Annotated in this window: 15 protein-coding genes and 2 pseudogenes; 3 read left to right on the top strand and 14 right to left on the bottom strand. The window is 60.1% G+C overall.

Features of this window, described 5'->3' with window-relative positions:
* Window positions 1–626 precede the first annotated feature (626 nt).
* From FEU76_RS18795 to FEU76_RS02070, 5 genes and pseudogenes are all read right to left on the bottom strand, one after another.
* Entirely contained in the window at window positions 627–1,715 is a 1,089-nt protein-coding gene (locus FEU76_RS18795) for a TniQ family protein (protein ID WP_081139052.1), read from the bottom strand.
* Window positions 1,715–2,517, bottom strand: a pseudogene (locus tag FEU76_RS02085) (TniB family NTP-binding protein). The gene FEU76_RS18795 and the pseudogene FEU76_RS02085 overlap by 1 nt, the downstream one beginning before the upstream one ends.
* A gap of 65 nt (window positions 2,518–2,582) precedes the next feature.
* On the bottom strand, window positions 2,583–4,511 hold the full coding sequence (locus FEU76_RS02080) for a Mu transposase C-terminal domain-containing protein (RefSeq protein WP_016916422.1): 1,929 nt from the start codon (window positions 4,509–4,511) through the stop codon (window positions 2,583–2,585).
* The gene (locus tag FEU76_RS02075; protein WP_022521280.1) at window positions 4,504–5,184 is read right to left on the bottom strand and encodes a heteromeric transposase endonuclease subunit TnsA; all 681 of its coding nucleotides are present in this window, start codon (window positions 5,182–5,184) and stop codon (window positions 4,504–4,506) included. The genes FEU76_RS02080 and FEU76_RS02075 overlap by 8 nt, the downstream gene beginning before the upstream one ends.
* A gap of 120 nt (window positions 5,185–5,304) precedes the next feature.
* Entirely contained in the window at window positions 5,305–6,363 is a 1,059-nt protein-coding gene (locus FEU76_RS02070; protein ID WP_016916420.1) for a transposase, read from the bottom strand.
* A 190-nt stretch (window positions 6,364–6,553) separates the two neighbouring features.
* Here FEU76_RS02070 and FEU76_RS02065 point away from each other — a divergent pair, with 190 nt between their 5' ends.
* Together FEU76_RS02065 and FEU76_RS02060 are read left to right on the top strand one after the other, a co-directional pair.
* On the top strand, window positions 6,554–7,048 hold the full coding sequence (locus tag FEU76_RS02065; protein WP_039175771.1) for an NfeD family protein: 495 nt from the start codon (window positions 6,554–6,556) through the stop codon (window positions 7,046–7,048).
* 2 nt (window positions 7,049–7,050) lie between these two features.
* Entirely contained in the window at window positions 7,051–8,106 is a 1,056-nt protein-coding gene (locus FEU76_RS02060; protein ID WP_039175769.1) for an SPFH domain-containing protein, read from the top strand.
* Window positions 8,107–8,180: 74 nt separating this feature from the next.
* On the opposite strand, the pseudogene FEU76_RS02055 reads toward FEU76_RS02060, so the two are convergent.
* Window positions 8,181–9,661 (bottom strand): annotated as a pseudogene (locus FEU76_RS02055) (sodium:solute symporter family protein).
* Complete coding sequence (locus tag FEU76_RS02050; protein ID WP_039175766.1) at window positions 9,654–9,881, bottom strand: hypothetical protein; 228 nt, start codon at window positions 9,879–9,881, stop codon at window positions 9,654–9,656. Before FEU76_RS02050 ends, FEU76_RS02055 begins: the two are co-directional and overlap by 8 nt.
* 21 nt (window positions 9,882–9,902) lie before the next feature.
* Here FEU76_RS02050 and FEU76_RS02045 point away from each other — a divergent pair, with 21 nt between their 5' ends.
* Window positions 9,903–11,204, top strand: coding sequence for a glycosyltransferase (locus FEU76_RS02045; RefSeq protein WP_222114772.1), 1,302 nt, complete (start codon window positions 9,903–9,905; stop codon window positions 11,202–11,204).
* A gap of 150 nt (window positions 11,205–11,354) precedes the next feature.
* On the opposite strand, the gene FEU76_RS02040 is transcribed toward FEU76_RS02045, so the two are convergent.
* From FEU76_RS02040 to FEU76_RS02010, 7 genes are all read right to left on the bottom strand, one after another.
* Window positions 11,355–12,383, bottom strand: a complete 1,029-nt coding sequence (locus FEU76_RS02040) for a methionine synthase (protein WP_144979938.1) — start codon at window positions 12,381–12,383, stop codon at window positions 11,355–11,357.
* A 26-nt stretch (window positions 12,384–12,409) separates the two neighbouring features.
* The gene (locus tag FEU76_RS02035; protein ID WP_081192364.1) at window positions 12,410–13,387 is read right to left on the bottom strand and encodes a DUF1852 domain-containing protein; all 978 of its coding nucleotides are present in this window, start codon (window positions 13,385–13,387) and stop codon (window positions 12,410–12,412) included.
* A 210-nt stretch (window positions 13,388–13,597) separates the two neighbouring features.
* A complete protein-coding gene (gene astB / locus FEU76_RS02030; RefSeq protein ID WP_144979935.1) occupies window positions 13,598–14,947 on the bottom strand; it encodes an N-succinylarginine dihydrolase in 1,350 nt (449 codons plus the stop codon).
* On the bottom strand, window positions 14,944–16,416 hold the full coding sequence (astD, locus tag FEU76_RS02025; RefSeq protein WP_100731912.1) for a succinylglutamate-semialdehyde dehydrogenase: 1,473 nt from the start codon (window positions 16,414–16,416) through the stop codon (window positions 14,944–14,946). The genes astB and astD overlap by 4 nt, the downstream gene beginning before the upstream one ends.
* A gap of 74 nt (window positions 16,417–16,490) precedes the next feature.
* Window positions 16,491–17,522, bottom strand: coding sequence for an arginine N-succinyltransferase (gene astA, locus FEU76_RS02020; RefSeq protein ID WP_016916412.1), 1,032 nt, complete (start codon window positions 17,520–17,522; stop codon window positions 16,491–16,493).
* Window positions 17,522–18,586: an arginine N-succinyltransferase gene (locus FEU76_RS02015; protein WP_144979932.1), complete on the bottom strand. Its 1,065-nt coding sequence runs from the start codon at window positions 18,584–18,586 to the stop codon at window positions 17,522–17,524. Before FEU76_RS02015 ends, astA begins: the two co-directional genes overlap by 1 nt.
* Before the next feature lie 35 nt (window positions 18,587–18,621).
* Window positions 18,622–19,836: an aspartate aminotransferase family protein gene (locus tag FEU76_RS02010; protein WP_100731903.1), complete on the bottom strand. Its 1,215-nt coding sequence runs from the start codon at window positions 19,834–19,836 to the stop codon at window positions 18,622–18,624.
* Window positions 19,837–19,899: the final 63 nt, after the last annotated feature.

The following is a 19,899-nucleotide window of genomic DNA, read 5'->3' as shown; positions in this document are numbered from 1 at the left end:
CTCACTTAACGCTTTGGTAGTGATACCGGCTTGGCCAATGGTGATGCGTTTACGGCATGTTCGCGTCCAATAGCAGGGCTCACAGGCATCACCTCGACCCGCTGGCATGGGATTACCACACGATGGGCAGGCAATTTCCCCTTGCTCATTACAGGCTTTGCACAACGCATCCCCGTTGGGTGCCACCACCAATAAACGATGTCGACGACATGCAGAACAGGTACCGTGGTCTGCTGTCGAACAGCGTGGACATAAGCGATGATCATGCCCCATACGCGCCACTCGGGTAAGACGTTGAGATGCTTTCCCACACGCCTCGCAGGGCTCTGGTTCTTTGAAATAGGGAGCGCAGGCGATACAGACAGGGCCGTAGGGAGTGACCTTGCCGATGTTGTAGTCTGAACTGGCTTTTCCACATCGTGCACACGGTTTGTCAACGTTGCACTGACGACAGACGGCGTCTGGGTCATTCTTAGGCAGACGGGCTAACTCACCACATCGTGGGCACATCCGCCGCTTAAACACACGAGCATAGCAAGTTGAACAGTAGCCGTGCCCTTTATGGCGTCGCCACAATTTGGAGACTTCTCGGCCACACTCATCGCAGTCGACCGTTTGGTGTTGATTCAAGAGGTTGGCTCCGCTTTCATTCTGCGTTTTAAACGCGCCCATGAGGCTCTAACAGCGCGTTCCGACATGGGGCGACAAGCCGGGGGAACACGGCGGCGATGCGGCCCATGAGGGTGGTGAGATAACCGTGATAGCAGCGGCAACAACACAACGGGGGGCGACCTTCGGGGATCATGAAGCGCGCTCGTTTTGACATTGCACGCGACCAGAACGCTGAACGTTTCTTCAAGGCCCATACTGAGCAAGCGTTCCAACGCTACCAATAAGGCACTACGCTCGCTGACAGCCAGCAGCTCAAACGCCAGGCCAGACACAGGCATTCGGCAATCCGTAACCGAAATGCCCAATGAAAGAAGCGCATCGGCCAGGGGTGACACAGGCCGCCGACTTGCACGCCGTATAACGCCAATAAAAAAGGCCACCATAGAAAACCAATCGGCGGGTGCGATAGAGGCCTGCCTAAACGTCACCTTATCCTGTTCTAACACACGATCAGCCATCACTTGAACACTGAACGCTTCAGGTAAAGGCGACGTGCATACCGCCTTTCTAAAATCGTTATGACACCGGCTGCATTGAGCTAAATGTTGATCTTCCGCTGTCAGGCGATGGGGCTCTATAGGGGCCTTGCATGCTGGGCACTCATCTACCAGCTGCACCCCATGAAAGCGGCACCCAGTGTGCCAAGCGAATCGCCAGTGCCGGCGCAAGTAGGGGGTTGAGTCCTCTGCCAAGCACAACGTGCATACCTGTTGTCCTCCATGGCGGGTTCGATTTCGGCTGCCGAGTGCCAACAACCAGGGCCAAGTCCGGGTTTCCGGTAACGAGTAACCGACCACTTTCTCACAATCGTCCCGCATCCCCGCTTTCTGAAACTTAGCGGAAGATATCCCCGAGGCATTCACTAATGGGCGCATTCTTGCGAGGGGTATTTCCCTATCAATGTCCCTCGTCCATATACGCCATGTTGGCCAAATAGCCCCGGTGAGCGACAAAGGATCACACCCCTGTCGCAACGCCGCCCGAACGAGCCATGATGAAAGGGACTCCTCAGGCAGCAGGGGCACACTCAGCGCCCAGGTCATTACAGCATCACTTCCCTAATGCCACGGGTGGGCCGCACCCATGATTTACTCTGAATAATTTTCTCATCGATGCACTCAGCTCCAGACAAAATAGCGGCATTTGCACACTCAATCAGCAGCCGGTGCAGGTCACCCAAATTACCGCCAGAAATCGCGTGGAGCTGGGTCGCCAATTGGGGCTCATGCAGTTGGGAAGGATGTTTGAGAGGTAATATCTTCTCAAAGCCAGCGAGCAGCTTCTGAAACTCCTGATTGAGCTCCCACTTTGGTAACGCGACCACATCAAAGCGACTCGCATGCTGTGGGTCTGAATGCAGCACACGCACAGCATCTTGCGTCCCCACACCAACGATGGGAATCATTAGCTCATTGCATAAAAGCTTAATGGCATTCATCGTTTCGCGCTGCTTAACAGCACCACCGGTTAACAGAGAGTGAAACTCATCGATGATCAGTAAGCGCGTATGGCAAGCACGCAGTTGATGAATCACCTGGTAGCGCAGCTTGGGAACAGGATCTGTAGGCCGGTAGGGAGCCCAGAAACTCTCTAGCACTGCGATATACAGACTTTTCTCATCGGCACTCGGGGGAGCCTGAGTGACAACAACAGGCTTCACGGGCTCTACGTCTTCATTCACGTAGCCTTCACCGTACTGCTTACGAAACTTGTCTTTCCGTTGTTGGAGTCACCCACGAGCAAGAGGTTAGGCATACGAGGACGACTGGGCTTCTCCATCAACCCACGCATGACCTCAATGACACGATTGGCCAATGGATAGCCCAACCAGCGCGGTTGATCCATAAACTCCATTCGCTCTTTAGCGGACAGCCCCAAGACGTGACGAAGATCAGGATGAAGGTGTGTGCTCATGCTATGTCCCAGTTCACATCGATATCACCCGTTAAAAGACCGTCCCCTTGAGCGGGTGTCTCTTTAGGGGCCGCAGTTGAGGGCGCATGTAAAAGGGGATCTGCAGGCGTCACCTTCTTCTCATGCTCTTTACGTCGTTGTGCCTGACGGCGACTTCGCTTAGTACGTGCTTGCGACTCCTCCACATGGGTTCGCAGCTCACTAATAGCGCGTAGAATTTCAGTCTCATTGACCGAGTTTCTTCCTTCCTGCCGAAGGCGCGCTTTAGCTTGGGCATACTCCCAAACACTCATCGAGGGGAGGGCAAGATTGGCAAAGGGCACGCGAAAATAGTGCCCGAGCTCCGGGTCTTTGAACCAAATGACACTAATGTCGCGAGGGTCGCGCCGGAAAACAAAGGTGCGTTTCTTGTCTGGCATGTCTGGATCTTTGGCATTGATCCAAGGTCTTAGCGCTTCATCGTAATAGTTTATGCCATCGATGGTCACACCAAAGGTCTGGATCGTACGCTGAAAGCTGGGCAAAAAATCGAGCAATACAGAGAGCCTGTCAGCAGGCCTCGGCGCTAATCCCACTCCCTGCACATCCGCATTGCCAAACACACCAATTTCCCACTTTTTCATCGGCGACATACCAATCCCAGAATGAAGGCGCTGGTGGTAAACCTTGCAAATCAACGTCACCAGCCACTCTTCAAACTCGCTTTTCGTCATGGCCGCGTGCTTCTCTGGATCGTATCCCTCTTTCTCTTTAATGGAGGAGAAGGTCGTCCCAGGCAGGTTATGGATTTCCTTTAGAAGAGAGCCCAGTACCCGCTCAATGTGGCCACCATAACGAGGCTGCTTAACAGGCCGAAACTCAAGGTTGACCCCATAGGCTAGGCATGAGCGCCGAAACGTCTCAGAGCGAAAATCTGGGCCGTTATCGACATGAATCGTGGCGGGTGTGCCCCATACCGGCCACTCAGCCTCCACATTATGCAGTAGCAACCACTCATCTTTAGGAAGCATGGAGTGCGCCACACACATGCCGACAGATGTTTCAGAGGGCGGGTCAAACGACAAGTAATACCCCGTGACCATGCGAGTAAACACGTCCATGGCCAACGTAATCCATGGGCGACCAATCGGCTTGCGATACACGTCATCGACCAAAATAATATCGGCAGGCGTGTGGTCAATCTGCATAACGGCTAACGGATAGTCCGCATTGGGAAATTTTCCGGCAGCCGGCTGGAACTTGTTAATGGCTTTGTCTCTAAAACCATGGCCACGCAACCGGTCACGCTCTGGGATATCACGCAGACGAGCACGAACGGTACCAGGGCTCGGCGGGTCGATGCGCCGTTCATGGCAGCGCCGCATGACTTCCTGTACCGCTTTTTGTGCGGACGGACGCTGCAGCGTCAAATACACCTCTTTGATGACTTCCTGAATCACTGCCTCGGCATGCGCGGGAATACGCGACTTTCCCTTCTTCCACCCTGGCTTTTGAGGAATCAATGCGAGCACCGAGCCCGTCGCTTTATACCGCTTCAACCAACGGTAGATCGTAGCCGTATCAACCCCCGTTTGTTTCGCACGCTCCTCCGCTGCATCCCGCCCCACCGTATGGCGATCCACCAAGGGCTTAATGATGGAAAAGCGATGCTCGGCCTCCCGCCAATCGGCATCCCCAATCTCGGACATATCCTGCTCAGGGGATACGGACCCGCTATTGAGAGGCGCTAGTTCTTTGATGCGAAGCGGGCAACTACGCCCGGACTCAACGGCAATGCCAATGACTGTCTCAAAATCGAGCACCTGGGAAATTCGGTAAACGGTGCCATCTTTCTGAACCTGCTCACCCACCATAATCTGCAAGTGTTGGCGTGTTTGGGCGACGCCGTTATTGGGTTCAGTTGCGCTGCCACGATGGTTATTCATAATCGGGTACCCATACCTCCGATAGAGGACTGAAGGATTGGGCCATATCGCAATCTAACTGCCGAGTCGCCAGTAGATGCCATAAATGCGCAATCCCCTCTGCCCGGTAAATATCGCCCATAAAGTGCCGAGAAAGCAGGTAATCCAAGGTCGCCACCCCCATTTCCCTCACCGTGTTGAGGACTGCCTGGCTTTCGACAGAGGGAAACACCATCCGCTTGTAGCGCGCTAGGAAGGTAATGTTGTCCAAGGTCTTATCACGAATGCGGCTTTCATCATGAATGCGAAACGCCCAGCCCTCATTGTTGGCATGCCGTATCGCCGCCTTCCATTTAGGCGACCATTCACGCCAATGTGCTTGCCACTTTTCCCGTGGTTTGACCTCCACCAGGAGAGGTTTTGGGTAATCCCTGTAATGACGGTTACCGAGACGGTAATAAACCAAATAGTCAGGTGTGTAGGTGTAGCGCCTACCGGTCACGGGATGATGAAACGGGATCTCGCACGGCTGGGATATCACACCAAGGACGCTCACATCAAAGTCAGCCTTGATGAGGAAATCACGTTCGAGCGTCGACTCGAACGCAATAGACTCCTCCCCGCGAAAGGCATAGTAGCCAGACACACTTCGTCGGGTAGGGCCGATTTTACGAACGGATGTAGGCAGTGGCATGGGCAGTCGCACCAAATGTTGAATAAAACAAGACCTGTCGCATCAATTGCTATTAATTCTGTCGCACTCAATCCTGTACAGACTACCATAATAGCCCGATATTACGCCCTGAGGGTCGCACTAATTGCTGAAAATGACAAGCAGTGCCCAGGCCAGGCTGGCCAGCGCCACCAGGTTCTGCAGCGTCGTGAAACGGCGTGCCTGGACACCCTCTAGGTCGAACCCCTGCTTGGTGAACCGGTACCCCTCCTCGCAGGCCCAGCGATCCAGGTAAGCCTGAATCATCCGCTCGCCTTGGCGGCGACCACGCACCGGGCGCGTCGTCACCAGCACCAGGCGCTCCGACTTCTCATGATCGACAACGATCATCCACAGCGGCGTCTCCGGATGCTCCCGCAGTGTGACCTTGGTGATGCCGAACCGCACCGGGATATGCTGCCCACGGCGCAAGTGGCCGCGGTGCTTCAGTGGCAGATCTCGGGCAATCTGCTGCGACGTCTTGGCGGTATCTCGCCACTGCCAGAAGCGCTGATTGGCGGCCCGGACCAGCACATGACGCTCGGCGCGCAGCCAGGCATCCCACAGCCGCCCTCGATCGCCGCCACGATCGATGACCCACAGTGGCCGGCCCTCCACATGGCGCTGCACGGTATCCATCACGCTCAGGATATCGGTGTTTTCACTGCGGTAGCCGCCGCGAGCCGGCGATAGCAGCCGCGTGAGCAGTGGCCAGGTGGTGCCCCGCTTCAGGTCGCGTGCCACCACGCTGATCAGCGGATAACCGCCGACGATCTCGCCGGTATCACCGTCGCGAACGCGGGTTCGGTATTCACTGGTCGGGGCGCCATCCCGGTTCAGGTCGCCCGGATCGATGGCCAGCACCATGTCATCGGTGATATAGGGCGTGATCCGCTGGAGCTGCAGTTGCTCCGCGGCCCAGGCAAGCTCGCTGTGCCGGGACAGCATGCGCGACAACCGCTTCTGCGTGTGGTGTAGCCGACAGGGTTCCTTCAAGGCGCGGGCGATCTCGGCCTGGCGCAAACTACCGCTGGCCAGGATGCCAAAGAGCGTTTCTGCCGCCAGCTTCACGACGGGTCGAGCGAGGTGATCCGACAGGTCGTCACACCAGTCGATCAGGCGAGCTTTCCATTTGGCGCGGTCTTTGGCATCTTGAAGCATCGGGGCTTTCCTTTTGGTTCATGGTGTTAGGGGTAACAACATGATACCGGCGGGAAAGCCCCGATCTCGTTGATAGCACTGAAATTTTCAACGCTATTCAGGCAGTTACAGCACCACCTGTGGAAAAGTGGGGAGACGCTAGGCCTAAGGTACGTTACCCTTGGGGGAGTCCACTTGATAAGGAGTGCTCATGGATTGGAATCCGGCCTACACCTGGCTAGTCATCGCGCTGCTGCTCAGTCTCGGCGAGCTGACCTCTGGCGCCATGGTCCTCCTGGCGCTGGGCATCGCCGCCGCCTTGACCGCCGCCGTCACCGCGCTGGGGCTGACACTGCCCTGGCAACTGCTCAGCATGGGCATCTTCGCGGGTATTCTGGTGCCCGTGGGCGTGATGGTGATTCGCCCGCGCTTTTCGCCCAAGGGGGTCGCCTACGGCACCACCGGTACCGGTGTGGAAAAGAACCAACACTATGTCACCCTGACCCGCGACTTCGATAATGCCACCGGCATCAAGGTCAATGGCGACTTCTATCGACTACGCGTGCTGGAGAGCGGAGCCACCGAGCTGCCCTCCGGCACTCCGGTGGTGTTCAAACGTTTCGAGGGCACCACCGCCCTGGTCATGCTGGCCCCTGCCAGCAACCCGGTTCCCCAGGACGACCATTCGCAACACAAGGAGCTTTAACCATGGATCTACCCATCAGCCCAGGCCTGTTGATCAGCCTGATCATCGTGGTCATCGGTATTCTGATCATTTCCAAGGGCTTGGTGATCGTTCGCCAATCGGAAGTCATGGTGATCGAGCGACTAGGCTCGTTTCACCGGGTGCTGGAGAGCGGCATCAACATCATCATTCCCTTTATCGAGCAGCCCCGCGCCATCACCATGATTCGCTACAAGAAGATGGGCGAGGAGTATCACCCCATCACCAGCGATGAAATTCGTATCGACCGTCGGGAAACCGTCATGGACTTTCCGGGCCAGCCGGTCGTGACCACCGACAACGTCACGGTGCGGATCAACGGCGCGCTCTACTATCAGATCATCGACCCCAAGCGAGCAGTCTATGAAGTCGAGAACATGAGCCAGGCCGTGGAGGTACTGGCCAAGACCACGCTGCGTTCGGTGGTCGGCAAGATGGAGCTGGATAAGCTGTTCGAATCCCGGGCCGAGGTGAACAACGAGATTCAGGCTGCCATGGAAGAGCCTGCTTCCAAGTGGGGGGTCAAGATCTCCCGGGTCGAAGTTCAGGACATCGCCATGCCGGAAGAGGTGGAGTCGGCCATGCGTCTGCAAATGGCTGCCGAGCGTAAACGTCGTGCAACGGTCACCGAAGCCGAGGGCGAAAAATCAGCCGCCATTGCCATGGCCCAGGGCCAGCGTGAGTCAGCCATCCTCAACGCCCAGGGCGATAAAGAGTCGGCCATTCTGCGCGCCCAGGGTGAGCAGGAGTCGATCAAGCTGGTGCTCAGCGCTATTGGCGATAGCGAAGAGAACAAGCGCACGGTGGTGGGTTACCTGCTTGGCCAAAGCTATATCAAAGTGCTGCCCACCATGGCGAAAGACGGCGAGCGCGTGTTTGTGCCTTACGAGTCTTCTGCTCTGCTGGGTTCCATGGGGATGTTCCGTGAAATGGCAGGCTCCCCGGAAGACACCGTGGCCAACCATCTGGATCACGCCAATTCTCGTCAGGGCGGCTTCCGCAGTGGCATCGTGGGGGGCGCTGCTGGCGGCCAATCGTAGCCATACCCGCGAGGCCAGCGTCAGCGCTGGCCTCGTCTGTTCTCTGTTCTCTGTTCTCTGTTCTCTCTTCTCCTCTAACGCCCCAGCCGGGTCAGCCCTCGTGGCGCCGAAATGCGAAAGAACCGCTCGACCACCTCACTGTCCCCCGCTGGAGTGACCAGCGACACGGCAAAAAAGAGCGGCAGATTGACCATCAGCCCCCAGAATCCGGCATGAATCCCCAACGGGTGTGGCCACACGGCGGTGAATGCCACCGTTACCATGAAGCCCGCCACGATGCCCGCCATGACACCCAGCTTCGACGCTCTGGGCCAAAAGAACATGCCGATGAACGCAGGCAGCACTTGAGAAGCAAACCCCAGCCCCACCAGCAGAATCATCACCAGGCTTCCCGGCTCGGCAATCGCCAGCGGCGCAATCAGCAAGAACATGATGGGTAGAATCAAAAGCCGCGCCAACTGGGCGGTGGTGCCCTCCGAGAGCTTGAAAAGCGGCTGCAGCACGTCTTTGCTCACCGAGAGAGAAACCGAGTGAATGAATGGCTCGCTGGAGGACATGGAGGCTGCCAGAGTGCCCGCGCCCAGCAGCCCCACCAGCACCACGGGCAAGTGCTGCATGGCATACTCCAGCACGACGGTGTCTGCCCGCGCCAGCTCCGGCAATGAAAAGATACCGATGAAACCCACGGTGACCATGGGCAAAATCACGATGTAGTAGGTCGGCAGCCAGGTCGCACTACGGCGTATCGTGCGTGCCGAGGAAGCACTCATCCACTGGGTCCATACGGGCGGCATGAATGACAACATCGAAACGATGATCGAAGTGGTCCAGAAACTGAGCTCATGTCGCCCGCCGCTCCAGGCAGCGTCAGAAACTCCCCGTGGTCAGTCTGAATACGCTCGAACACAGCCGCAAAACTCACGCTGCCCGTCGCACTCTGCATCGCCCAAAGCCCGACGGCCCAGGCCACGACCAGCATCAGCGCCCCTTGAAACGCGTTGGTGCGCCCAATCGCGCGCTGACCGCTGGCGCACAGATACACGGCGATACACGCCAGCACCAGCACCACCCCCAGCCACACCGGAATGGCCCCGCCGCTCATCACGAAGAGAATGTATGCCGACCCCACCGTTTGCAGCACCGCATAGGCAATCGAGCCTACCGCCATGACGCTGGCCGCCAGCGCGCCCAGCGCCACACTCTGGTAGCGGTCGGCAATGGCACTGGCCTGGGTGACATGGCCAAACTGCTTGCCGAACTGCCATACCTTGGGCCCGAAATACCAGGCCACCAGCGCCAGATAGGCCAGGTAAACGGCCACGTAGAACACTGCCACGCCTTTGGAGTAGGCCCAGCCGGGCGCGCCCATGAAGGTGTAGGCACTGACGCTGCCGGCCGCTATCAGCAGGTACAGCGTGACAGGCCCCATGCTGCGCCCTGCCACCCCCCACTCCTCCAGGCTATTCATGGAACGGCCCGCTCGGGCGCGCAGGCCAAGCAGCATGGCAGCGGCCACATACAGCAGCGTGATGGTCAGCGGCCAGAGGCTACTCATGGTCGTCACGCTCCACGATGCGATTGCCCACCAGCATGACGACCACGCAGGCCAATATGATCACGTAGCTCCACACCACCAGCAGCGGCAACCCCATGACCAGCGTCGCTCGGTTGACCCAGCCAATGACCGGCCAGATTCCAGCACCGACCAGCCCCACAAACGCTACCAACAACCACCAGCCCGCACGGGAGGTAGGCAATACCCATAAACGTCGCATCACGATTCCATTTGAGTGAACATGCCGCTGCCCAACCAGGCAGCCTCTCGGCGTCGAACGCCACCCCAGGCGCAGGGCCATTGTCACGGCGGCGTCACGGCACTATGGCAGATTGACCTTACCCTGCCAGCCGCCAAGTCGCCTAACATGAAGATTCTAATGCTTTCCGACGTGTACTTCCCGCGCGTTAACGGCGTTTCCACTTCGATCGAGAGCTTCCGCAACGCCCTGGAGCGCCAGGGCCACGAAGTGCACCTGATCTGCCCCGACTACCCTGCTCACACAGCTCAGGAGCCGCGCACCTGGCGCATCGACTCACGCGGGGTCATCGGCGATCCTGAAGACCGCATGATGCGGTACCAGCGCATCATGGCGATGGCCAGTTCCCTGGCCTGCCTGAAGTTCGACCTGATTCATGTGCATACGCCTTTCGTGGCGCATTATGCAGGCATTGCCTTGGGTAAACGGCTGAACGTTCCGGTGGTGGGCACCTACCACACGCTTTTCGAAGAGTATCTTCATCATTACGTGCCAGGATTGCCGCGCCGCAGCCTGCGGTTTGCCGCTCGACGCTTTTCGGTGCACCAATGCCACCAGCTCGCTGCCGTGATCGCACCATCGTCGGCCATGGCCAACACGCTGAAAACCTATGGCGTTCAGTCACCTCTCGCGACGATTGCTACCGGTTTGTCACTTGACCGCTTCGTCACCAGTACGGCAGGTGGGCACTTTCGGGAGCGCCACGGCCTCCCCACCCAAGGACACTTGCTGCTGTTCGTGGGCCGTGCCGCCTATCAAAAGAACATCGGCTTTCTGATCGACATGCTACCCAAGGTACGCCAACGGCACCCGGATACCTGCCTGGTAGTCGTAGGAGAAGGGCCTGCCTTGGCGTCGTTGAAACGCCAAGCAACGCAAGCAGGATTGGCAGAGGCGGTGTTTTTCGTGGGCTACCTGTCCCGCGATGGCGCCTTGCAGGACGCTTATCGAGCCGCCGACGCCTTCGTGTTTGCCTCCCCCACCGAAACCCAAGGGTTGGTACTGCTGGAAGCCATGGCCCTGGGAACGCCGGTGGTTTCTACTGCGGCCATGGGCACGCTGGACGTACTGCAACAAGGCGAAGGCTGCCTGATCGCGGAAGCGCACCCTGCTCGCTTCGCAGAACACGTCAATTGTCTGCTCACCAATGACGTCCTGCGCCGCTACCTAGGCCAACGCGGCCAGGCCTATGCCCAGCGCTGGAGCGAAGAGAGCAAAGCAGAAACACTGACAGCCCTCTATGAACAGCTGTGCCACAGCGTGCTGGCCACCACGGCGGCTTGATGCGCCTCGTCGGCGAGGCGCGAGAGGGCCGATGACTTGCCTATGGCACCCCAATGGCGTGCGGCACGGGTGTTTCGATAAGGATTTGGCCTGTTTATCGGGCCAGGCTATCGAGCCTAGTTATCCAAGAGCCTGTTATCGAGGAGCCTGTTATCGAGAAAGCTCCTGGCGCACGATGTCGGCACCTGCGCTCAATGCCTTCAGCTTGCCTTGCGCGACGTTGCGCGGCAGGGGCGTCATGCCGCAGTTGGTGCAGGGGTAGAGCTTGTCGGCGTCCACAAAACGTAGCGCCTTGCGCAGGGTATCGGCGACTTGTTCCGGGGTTTCGACGGTGTGGGTGGCCACGTCGATGGCCCCGACCATCACCTTCTTGCCGCGAATCAGCTCGATCAGCTCCATGGGCACGTGGGAGTTCTGGCACTCCAGCGAGACGATGTCGATGTTCGAGGCCTGCAGTTTGGGGAAGATTTCCTCGTACTGGCGCCACTCGGACCCCAGCGTCTTCTTCCAATCGGTGTTGGCCTTGATGCCGTAGCCGTAGCAGATATGCACGCCGGTCTCGCAGGTGACGCCTTCGATGGCTTTTTCCAAGGCGGCGATGCCCCAGTCGTTCACCTCATCGAAGAACACATTGAAGGCGGGCTCATCGAACTGAATGATGTCTACCCCCGCCGCCGCCAGATCACGGGCTTCCTGGTTGAGAATCTTGGCAAATTCCCAGGCGAGTTTTTCACGGCTCTTGTAGTGGCCGTCATAGAGGGTGTCGACCATGGTCATGGGGCCTGGCAGCGCCCACTTGATGGGCTGGTCGGTCTGCTGACGCAGGAATTTGGCATCGTCGACGAATACCGGTTTTTCCCGCGAGACAGGGCCCAGCACCGAAGGCACGCTGGCCTCGTAGCGATCACGGATCTTGACCGTCTTGCGCTGCTCGAAATCGACACCATCGAGGTGCTCGATGAACGTCGTCACGAAGTGCTGGCGAGTTTGCTCGCCGTCGCTGACGATGTCGATGCCTGCCTGACGCTGATCGTGCAGGCACGCCCGCAGCGCGTCCTGCTTGCCTTCCGCCAGCTCGTCGCCCTGCAGTTTCCAGGGGGACCAGAGCGTCTCGGGCTCGGCCAGCCAGGCGGGCTTGGGCAAACTACCGGCGGTCGAGGTGGGCAACAGTGTCTTCATAAGAAATAACCTTCATGATGAGGGGATCAAAGGGCGTAATCGGCCGACCACTTGTCGAGTATTTGGCGGAAGGGCTTGATGAAATATTGCTCGGTAAAGCGCCCCTGCTCGATGGCCAGTTGGCTGCGCTCTTCACGGTCGTACACGATGCGCGTCAGCGAGTAGTCCTGGTGCTTCAGGCTAGGCTGATAGAGCTTGCCTGCCGCCGAGTTGGCGTTATAGATCTCGGGGCGGTAAATCTTCTGAAACGTCTCCATGGTGCTGATGGCGCTGATCAGTTCAAGGTCGGTGTAATCGGCCAGCAGGTCGCCGGAGAAATAGAACGCCAATGGCGCCACGCTATGGGGCGGCATGAAGTAGCGCACCTGCAGGCCCATCTTGGCGAAGTAGAAATCCGTGAGCGACGGCTCGTCGTTGACGTACTCGACGCCCAGCACGGGGTGGCAATTTTCCGTCTGACGATACACCTTGCTGTGGGACACGCTCAGGCAGATGACCGGCGCCTTGCTGAACGATGCGCGGTAGGCGTCGGAATGAATGAAACGCTTGAACAGCTTGCCATGCAGGTCGCCAAACCCTTCCGGGATGCCAAACTCCGAGCGCCCCTGATTGTGCTCGGCTAGCCACACGCTGAAGTCGTAGTCGCGAACATAGGAAGAGAAATTGTTCCCCATCATGCCCTCGATGCGCTTGTCGAGATGCTGATCGATGATGGTCGTCTTCAGCATTTCAATCGCGGGGAAGGCATCGCTCGCGTTTGCCATGTTCAGCTCGCCGGTGATGATATCCAGCTCGACGGCGTAGCGATCTGCCCTGGGGTTATCCCAATGCGCCAGGGTATTGAAGCGGTTGTTGATCATGGTCAGCGCATTGCGCAGGTTTTCCTGGCAGCGCTCGCCTCTCGCCAGATTGGCGAAGTTGGTCGTGGTACGCGTGCTCTCGGCAGGACGGTAGTTTTCGTCGAACCGGACGCTCTTGATATCGAAGGTAAAGTCGTAGCTCATCGCGAACAAACACCCTGTTGGTCGAGATTGGCGACGGCGCCGCAATGCAGCTCAGCGCTCGATGCCATATGTGACGTTTCGATACACGGGCGTTAGCGCCACGTCATCGAAGAGGATGTGTTCTTTATGCCAGACCACCACATGAATGAAAAGCGACATTAATTCAACTCATCATGAGAGAATCTCATGATGGGCTGTGTGGCAGGGCGCTTACCCCTGTTGAAACGGATACACCGAGCCAATGTTCAGCAGCTGCGTCAGCTCATCCAGCGCGGTGAGGACTTCCGTGACGAGCTGCGGGTCGGCCAGGTCGTCGGTGGCGAGGCGGTCGCGGTAGTGGCGGCTCACCCAGGCGGTGAGGTCGTTATAGAGCGCATCGTCGAGCAGCACGCGGCCGCTGAGGGCTGCGCGCTCGGCGTCGCTGAGCACCACGCGCAGGCGCAGGCAGGCGGGGCCGCCGCCGTTGCGCATGCTCTGCTTCACGTCCTTGACGATCACTTCGCCAATGGGGTTATTGCCTGCCAGGATGAAGTCCTGCAGCGTGCGCCACACGGCCTCCCGCTCCTGACACTCGCTGGGCACCACCAGGGTCATGGTGCCATCCGGGTTGGAAAGCAGCTGGGAGTTGAACAGGTACGACGCCACCGCGTCTTCCATGCTCACCGCTTCCGCCGAGACCCGAATGGGAATCAGCGGCGTACTCATTTTGGCGCGTAGCTCGTCCAGGGTCCGCGCCTCGTCCAGAAACGCCATTTCGTGGTAGAGCAGCACCGGGCCGTTGCCCACGGCAATCACATCGTTGTGGAACACGCCCGCATCGATGGCCTCCGGGTGCTGCTGGGCGAACACGGTCTGGGCGTCGCTTAGCCCGTGCTGGCGAGCCACCGCCTGGCTGGCTTCCAGCGTTTGCCGGGCGGGATAGCGCTTGGGCTCGCTGCGCCCGCCGCCAAACGCCTGGCGACCATACACGAACAGGTGCACGCCGGGCTCGCCGTACTCACCGCACAACCGGGTATGGTTAGCCGCCCCTTCATCGGAAAACGCGGGAGTGGCGGGCAGCACCGGGTGGTGGGCGAAGTGCTGCTCATCGCGGAAAATCGCCTGGAGTACGCGCCCCGTGGTGCGCGGCTCCAGGTAGCGGTGGAAGCTCGACTGCAGGTTGGCCGGGGTAAAGTGTACCCGACCATCCGGCGCATCCACGCCAGGCGTAATGGTGCCCGCGTTGGCGGTCCACATGCTGGAAGCCGAGCACACCGCCCGCAGCAGCTGTGGCGCTTGCTGCGCCGCTCGAGCGAGGATATCTCGGTTGCTGCCGCTGAAGCCCAAGTCGCGCAGCGCGCCCAGGTCCGGCCGCTGCTGCGGGGGCAGAACGCCCTGGGCGTAGCCTGCATCCATCAGCGACTTCATCTTGGCCAGCCCCTGCAGCGCGCCCTCTCGGGGGTTGGAGACCAGGCCCCCGTGGCTCATGGAGGCCACATTACCGTGGGCCAGTCCCGAGTAGTTGTGGGTCAGCCCGACCAGGCCGTCGAAGTTGACTTCCCGAATGCTGTGGACGCTCATAGAGTGACTCCCGGTGGCAGGGTTTCCGGCATTTCCAGACTGTCGGCCTCCATGGAGGCAACGGGGTAGGCGCAGTAGTCGGCGGCATAAAAAGCGCTGGGGCGGTGATTGCCGCTATCGCCTACGCCGCCGAAGGGCGCGTCACCCGATGCCCCCGTGGTCTGGCGGTTCCAGTTCACGATGCCTGCGCGAATACGCAGCAGGAAGTCGTCCCAATCCGCCTGTTCGCCGCCGATCAACCCCGCCGAAAGGCCGTAGCGGGTGTCGTTGGCCAGTGCCAACGCCTCGTCCCAATCGGCATAGCGATGGATTTTCAGCAGCGGGCCAAAGTGCTCTTCATCGGGCACCTCCAGGCCGGTCACGTCGATCAGCGCGGGGCTGAGCAGGCTGGTGTTCTCTGCCAGGCGCTGCATACGGTTGATCACCGTGCCGCCCATGGCTTCCAGTTCGTCCTGCGCCTTGAGCAGGCCATCGGCCGCGGCCACGCTCACCAGGCCGCCATAGAACGGCGCGGGCTCCTCGTCGAACTGCCCGGCCACGTGCAGCTTGGCAATCGCCTCGGAGAGTGCGTCGATGAGACGATCTCCCACCTCCCCCTGGGGAATCATCAGACGACGGGCGCAGGTGCAGCGCTGGCCGCCGGAAAGAAACGCCGACTGCAAAATGGTCAGGACAGCTGCGCGCTGATCATCCACCTCCTTGACCACCAGCGGGTTGTTGCCCCCGAGCTCCAAGGCGAGGATTTTATCCAGCTGCCCGGCAAACTGCTGCTGCAACAGGCCGCCCACTTTGGCGCTGCCGGTAAACAGCAGGCCATCGATACCCGGGTGGGCAGAGAGCGCCTGCCCCACAGCCACGCCGCCTTGTACCAGGTTGATCACCCCGGCGGGCAAGCCGGCTTCCAGCCAGCACTGCAGGGTCAAATCCGCGGTGAGCGGGGTCTGGTCGCTGGGCTTGAACACCACCGTGTTACCCGCCAACAGCGCGGGCACCATGTGGCCGTTGGGCAGGTGCCCAGGGAAGTTATAGGGGCCGAATACGGCCATTACCCCGTGGGGGCGATGGCGCAGGACCGCCCTGGCGGTACCCACCTCTTTTTCACGTTCGCCGGTGCGCTCGTGGTACGCCTTGATGGAGAGCGCCACCTTTCCCACCATGGCTCCGACTTCGGTACGCGCTTCCCATAGCGGCTTGCCGGTTTCTGCGGCAATCGCCACGGCCAGGTCTTCCTGGCGCGCCTTGAGCACCTCGACGAACCGCTCCACCAGCGCCTGACGCTCGGCAAAGGGAGTGCGCGCCCAACCGGGGAAGGCGGCCCTGGCGGCCTCGACTGCCCGCCCCACCTGGGGCTGCGACGCCGAAGCCCCTTGCCAGAGCAGCGTGCCTGCCACGGGGTCGTGCTTGGTCACGGGGGCGGCCTCGCCGACCACCCAGGCCCCATCGATCAACTGCTGCTGTTGGGCGGGCATACGCGGGGTGCGTGCGTTCGGGTTATGCATGACGCTCTCCTTTGCTGAGCCGGGTAGTCGGGTATGTGGGCAGATCAGGTTTCCAGCAGACGCAGCGTGTCGCCCGTGGCGACGCCCAACCGCTCGGCCTCCTGAGGGGTCAGAACGACGGTGCTTTCGTCGGCGGGGCCTCGGCCAATCCAGCCAGCGGTAAAGTGCTGCATCTGGGTGGTGGCCGCCAGCCAGCGGCTGACGCTTTCTGCGGCAGCGTCGGGCGACACCTCCACCTGATAGCAGCGTGAATTGCGGATCGCCCGCACATCATCGATATAGGCTTCCACCGTGGGGCCGCCGTCGAAGATGTCGATGTAGCCTTCCCAGCGCAGCCCCTCTTTCTTGAGCATCTCCAGCGCCGGGCGGGTGTGGCGATGTACCTGACCAATACAGGCCCGCGCCTCTTCCGACATGAACGTGGTGTAAATGGGAAACTTGGGCATCAGCTCGCCAATGAAGCTTTTCTGCCCCAGGCCAGTCAGCCGGTCTGCCTCGCTGAAATCCATGGGGAAGAAGTGCTTGCCCAGGCTTTGCCAGAACGGGCTGACGTTGTTTTCATCGAACACGCCGCGCATTTCGGCAAGCACCTTCTCGGGAAAACGGTCGCGGAACTGAGCCATGAACAGCCAGCGCGCCTTGGAAAGCAGCGCACCGTTGCGCAAATGCTTGTTGGCCTCGCCACGGTACTCCGGGCGCAGGAACAGCGAGCACACCTCGGCATCGCCGGTATGATCCGAGCTCAAAAACAGCGTATCGATGGTGCGATGCAGATCGAGCTGTACCGAAGAGTGGGCCAGGGTGCCAAGCCGATAGTTGTAGAACGGCACCTCACGACCCACCTGACCTTCAATGGCGCAGCAGCCTGCCAGTTCGCCGTTGGACTCATCTTCCAGTACAAAAAAGTAGAGCCGGTCGTCCACTGGCGTACGCTCTTCGAACGCACGGGCGGCGGCGTCGATCTTGCCCGCCAGGAACTCACGGTTATCCGGCAGCGAGGTAAAGCCAACGCCTGCCTGCTGCGCCAGCGCCTGGAGCCCATCCAGATCATCACGGGCAATGGGGCGAATGCGCATTACATCTCTCCTTCATCGAGCGCATCGACGGCGCTGGGCAGGGCTAACGGTGCCGCCAATACGGCACGCCCCTCTTCTACCCCCAGGCGCTCCGCATGCTGCGGGGAAAGCATTAGCTGCCCGGTGGGCGAAAGCGCATAGCGCGCCACGATGCAGCGAAAATCGCTCAGCGTCTGGTTGGCGATCATCGCCGGTTCGGCATCCGGCAAGGCATGCTCCGGGCGCACCCGCACCGGGTGCCAGGCGGCACGACGACAGGTTTCCAGCCGTTCGCGCTCGGCCTTGACGATGGGCCCGGCATCGAAGATATCCACGTGCCGGGAACGAACGAAGCCTTCCGCCAGCATTTCCGCCAGCGCCGCTTCATGGGCCGGATGTTCACGGCCAATGGCTGCCCTGGCGGGCGGCGTCAATAGCGGCAGGTAGAGCGGAAACTGGGGCATCACCTCGGCGATGAAGCTTTTCGAGCGCACCCCGGCCATGTGGTTCATCTCCTGGAAACCGCGGGCAAAGAAGTGGCGGCCCACGCTCTCCCAGAAGGGTGATTCATTCTGACGATCCAGGTACCCCGGAAACGCCACGGCGAGAATCCGCGAGAAGCGCTCCGGGTACTGGGCAATGAACATCAGCCGCGCCCGCCGCAGCAGGCTCTCGGCGCTGGTGCCCTTGTAACGCGGGTTGAGCGACAGCGCACAGAGCAGCGTGGCGTCCGAGACCTCGTGGGACAGCGCCAGGGTCTGTACTTCCCGGCGCACGTTGAGCTGCTGGGAGGCGTGGATCAGCGTCTCCTGGCGGTAGGTATAGTAGGCTTCGGCGGCCCCCGCCTGGGCGCGGATGGTGGCGGTACCGAGTACCTCATGACGATGATCGTCCGCCAGCACGAACATGTACTGCTCGTTACCCGGAAAATCGACCTCGCTGCCAAACGCCTCCTGGGAGCGCAGGATGCGCTCCTCTAACCGCTCACGGTTGGCAGGCAGGTTGGTCAGCCGAGGAACGGCGTGCTCGGCCAGCTGTTCCAGGGCAGGCAGGTCAGCCAGAGTGACCGGACGTATAACCAGCATGCTCAACGCTCCTTCTGGTAACGCTTGCGGCCTGCTCATGCGCTGGCAACAAGGCGCTCGATGGCTCGTTCGAGACGCGCCATGCCTTCGGCGATGTCGGCCTCGGGGATCACCAGCGACGGCGCCATGCGCAGCACATTGGGACCTGCGATCAGCGCCATCACGCCCTCTTCCATGGCCAGCGGCAGGATATCCTTGGCGCGACCTTCGAAGGCATCGGACATCTGTGCGCCCATCAACAGGCCCATGCCGCGGATTTCCTTGAACACGCCGTGCTTGCGGTTGATGGTTTCCAGATGCTCACGGAACAGGTCGTGACGCTGCTTGACCCCTTGCAGCACTTCGGGGGTGTCGATGAACTCGACCGCCGCCAGGGCCACCGCCGATGCCAGCGCGTTGCCGCCGTAAGTGGAACCATGGGTACCGATCACCAGCGACTGGGCAATGGCGTCGGTGGTCAAGGTGGCGCCGATCGGGAAGCCACCGCCCAGCGATTTGGCGCTGGTGAGAATGTCCGGAGTGATGCCGAAGTTCTTGTAGGCGTACAGCTCGCCGCTGCGGCCAACGCCGGTTTGCACTTCATCGAAAATCAGCAGCGCGTTGTGCTCGTCGCACAGATCGCGCAGGCCCTGCAGGAACTCCTGGGTGGCAGGCACGATGCCGCCCTCCCCCTGCATGGGCTCGACCATGATGGCGCAGGTGTCATCGCCCACCAGCTTGCGCACGCTCTCCAGGTCGTTGAAGTTGGCGTGCAGAATGCCGCCGGGCACCGGGCCAAAGCCCTGGGAGTATTTTGGCTGCCCGCCCACGCTCACGGTGAAGAAGGTGCGGCCATGGAAAGACTGGTAGAACGAGATGATCTTGTCCTTGTGCTCGCCGTGGTGATCCACCGCCCAGCGGCGCGCCAGCTTCAGCGCCGCCTCGTTGGCTTCACCGCCGGAAGAGCACAGGAATACCTTGTCGGCGAAGGTGCGCTCGGTGAGCGTCCTGGCCAGCTTGAGCGCAGGCTCGTTGGTGAACACGTTGGACAAGTGCCAGAGCTTCTCGCCCTGCTCTTTCAACGCATTGACCAGTACCGGGTGGCAGTGGCCCAGCGAGTTCACCGCAATCCCCCCGGCAAAATCGATGTATTCACGGCCTTGCTGATCCCACAGGCGGCTGCCTTCACCACGCACCGGAATGCTCTGTTGCGGTGAGTAGTTGGGCATCATGTAGTGGTCGAAATCCTGGCGACTTGGGGTGTGGCTCATGAAACAAATCCTCCGGTGGAGTCAGCGATGACATCAGTATACGAGGGGCGGTGGCCGCCCTGC

This window comes from Halomonas sp. C22 (genome assembly GCF_007655045.1).
In the GTDB taxonomy this organism is placed as follows: domain Bacteria; phylum Pseudomonadota; class Gammaproteobacteria; order Pseudomonadales; family Halomonadaceae; genus Vreelandella; species Vreelandella hamiltonii.
The sequence above is the reverse complement of the archived record's forward strand: the minus strand, read 5'-3'. Positions and strand labels throughout refer to the sequence as shown.

What these genes read in the sequence shown, in the direction of transcription:
- FEU76_RS18795 (WP_081139052.1), bottom strand. Translation starts at nt 1,715, where the DNA reads ATGACCTGGGCGCTGAGTGTGCCCCTGCTGCCTGAGGAGTCCCTTTCA.
- FEU76_RS02080 (WP_016916422.1), bottom strand. Translation starts at nt 4,511, where the DNA reads ATGAATAACCATCGTGGCAGCGCAACTGAACCCAATAACGGCGTCGCC.
- FEU76_RS02075 (WP_022521280.1), bottom strand. Translation starts at nt 5,184, where the DNA reads ATGCCACTGCCTACATCCGTTCGTAAAATCGGCCCTACCCGACGAAGT.
- FEU76_RS02070 (WP_016916420.1), bottom strand. Translation starts at nt 6,363, where the DNA reads ATGCTTCAAGATGCCAAAGACCGCGCCAAATGGAAAGCTCGCCTGATC.
- FEU76_RS02065 (WP_039175771.1), top strand. Translation starts at nt 6,554, where the DNA reads ATGGATTGGAATCCGGCCTACACCTGGCTAGTCATCGCGCTGCTGCTC.
- FEU76_RS02060 (WP_039175769.1), top strand. Translation starts at nt 7,051, where the DNA reads ATGGATCTACCCATCAGCCCAGGCCTGTTGATCAGCCTGATCATCGTG.
- FEU76_RS02050 (WP_039175766.1), bottom strand. Translation starts at nt 9,881, where the DNA reads ATGCGACGTTTATGGGTATTGCCTACCTCCCGTGCGGGCTGGTGGTTG.
- FEU76_RS02045 (WP_222114772.1), top strand. Translation starts at nt 9,903, where the DNA reads ATGCCGCTGCCCAACCAGGCAGCCTCTCGGCGTCGAACGCCACCCCAG.
- FEU76_RS02040 (WP_144979938.1), bottom strand. Translation starts at nt 12,383, where the DNA reads ATGAAGACACTGTTGCCCACCTCGACCGCCGGTAGTTTGCCCAAGCCC.
- FEU76_RS02035 (WP_081192364.1), bottom strand. Translation starts at nt 13,387, where the DNA reads ATGAGCTACGACTTTACCTTCGATATCAAGAGCGTCCGGTTCGACGAA.
- astB (WP_144979935.1), bottom strand. Translation starts at nt 14,947, where the DNA reads ATGAGCGTCCACAGCATTCGGGAAGTCAACTTCGACGGCCTGGTCGGG.
- astD (WP_100731912.1), bottom strand. Translation starts at nt 16,416, where the DNA reads ATGCCCGCCCAACAGCAGCAGTTGATCGATGGGGCCTGGGTGGTCGGC.
- astA (WP_016916412.1), bottom strand. Translation starts at nt 17,522, where the DNA reads ATGCGCATTCGCCCCATTGCCCGTGATGATCTGGATGGGCTCCAGGCG.
- FEU76_RS02015 (WP_144979932.1), bottom strand. Translation starts at nt 18,586, where the DNA reads ATGCTGGTTATACGTCCGGTCACTCTGGCTGACCTGCCTGCCCTGGAA.
- FEU76_RS02010 (WP_100731903.1), bottom strand. Translation starts at nt 19,836, where the DNA reads ATGAGCCACACCCCAAGTCGCCAGGATTTCGACCACTACATGATGCCC.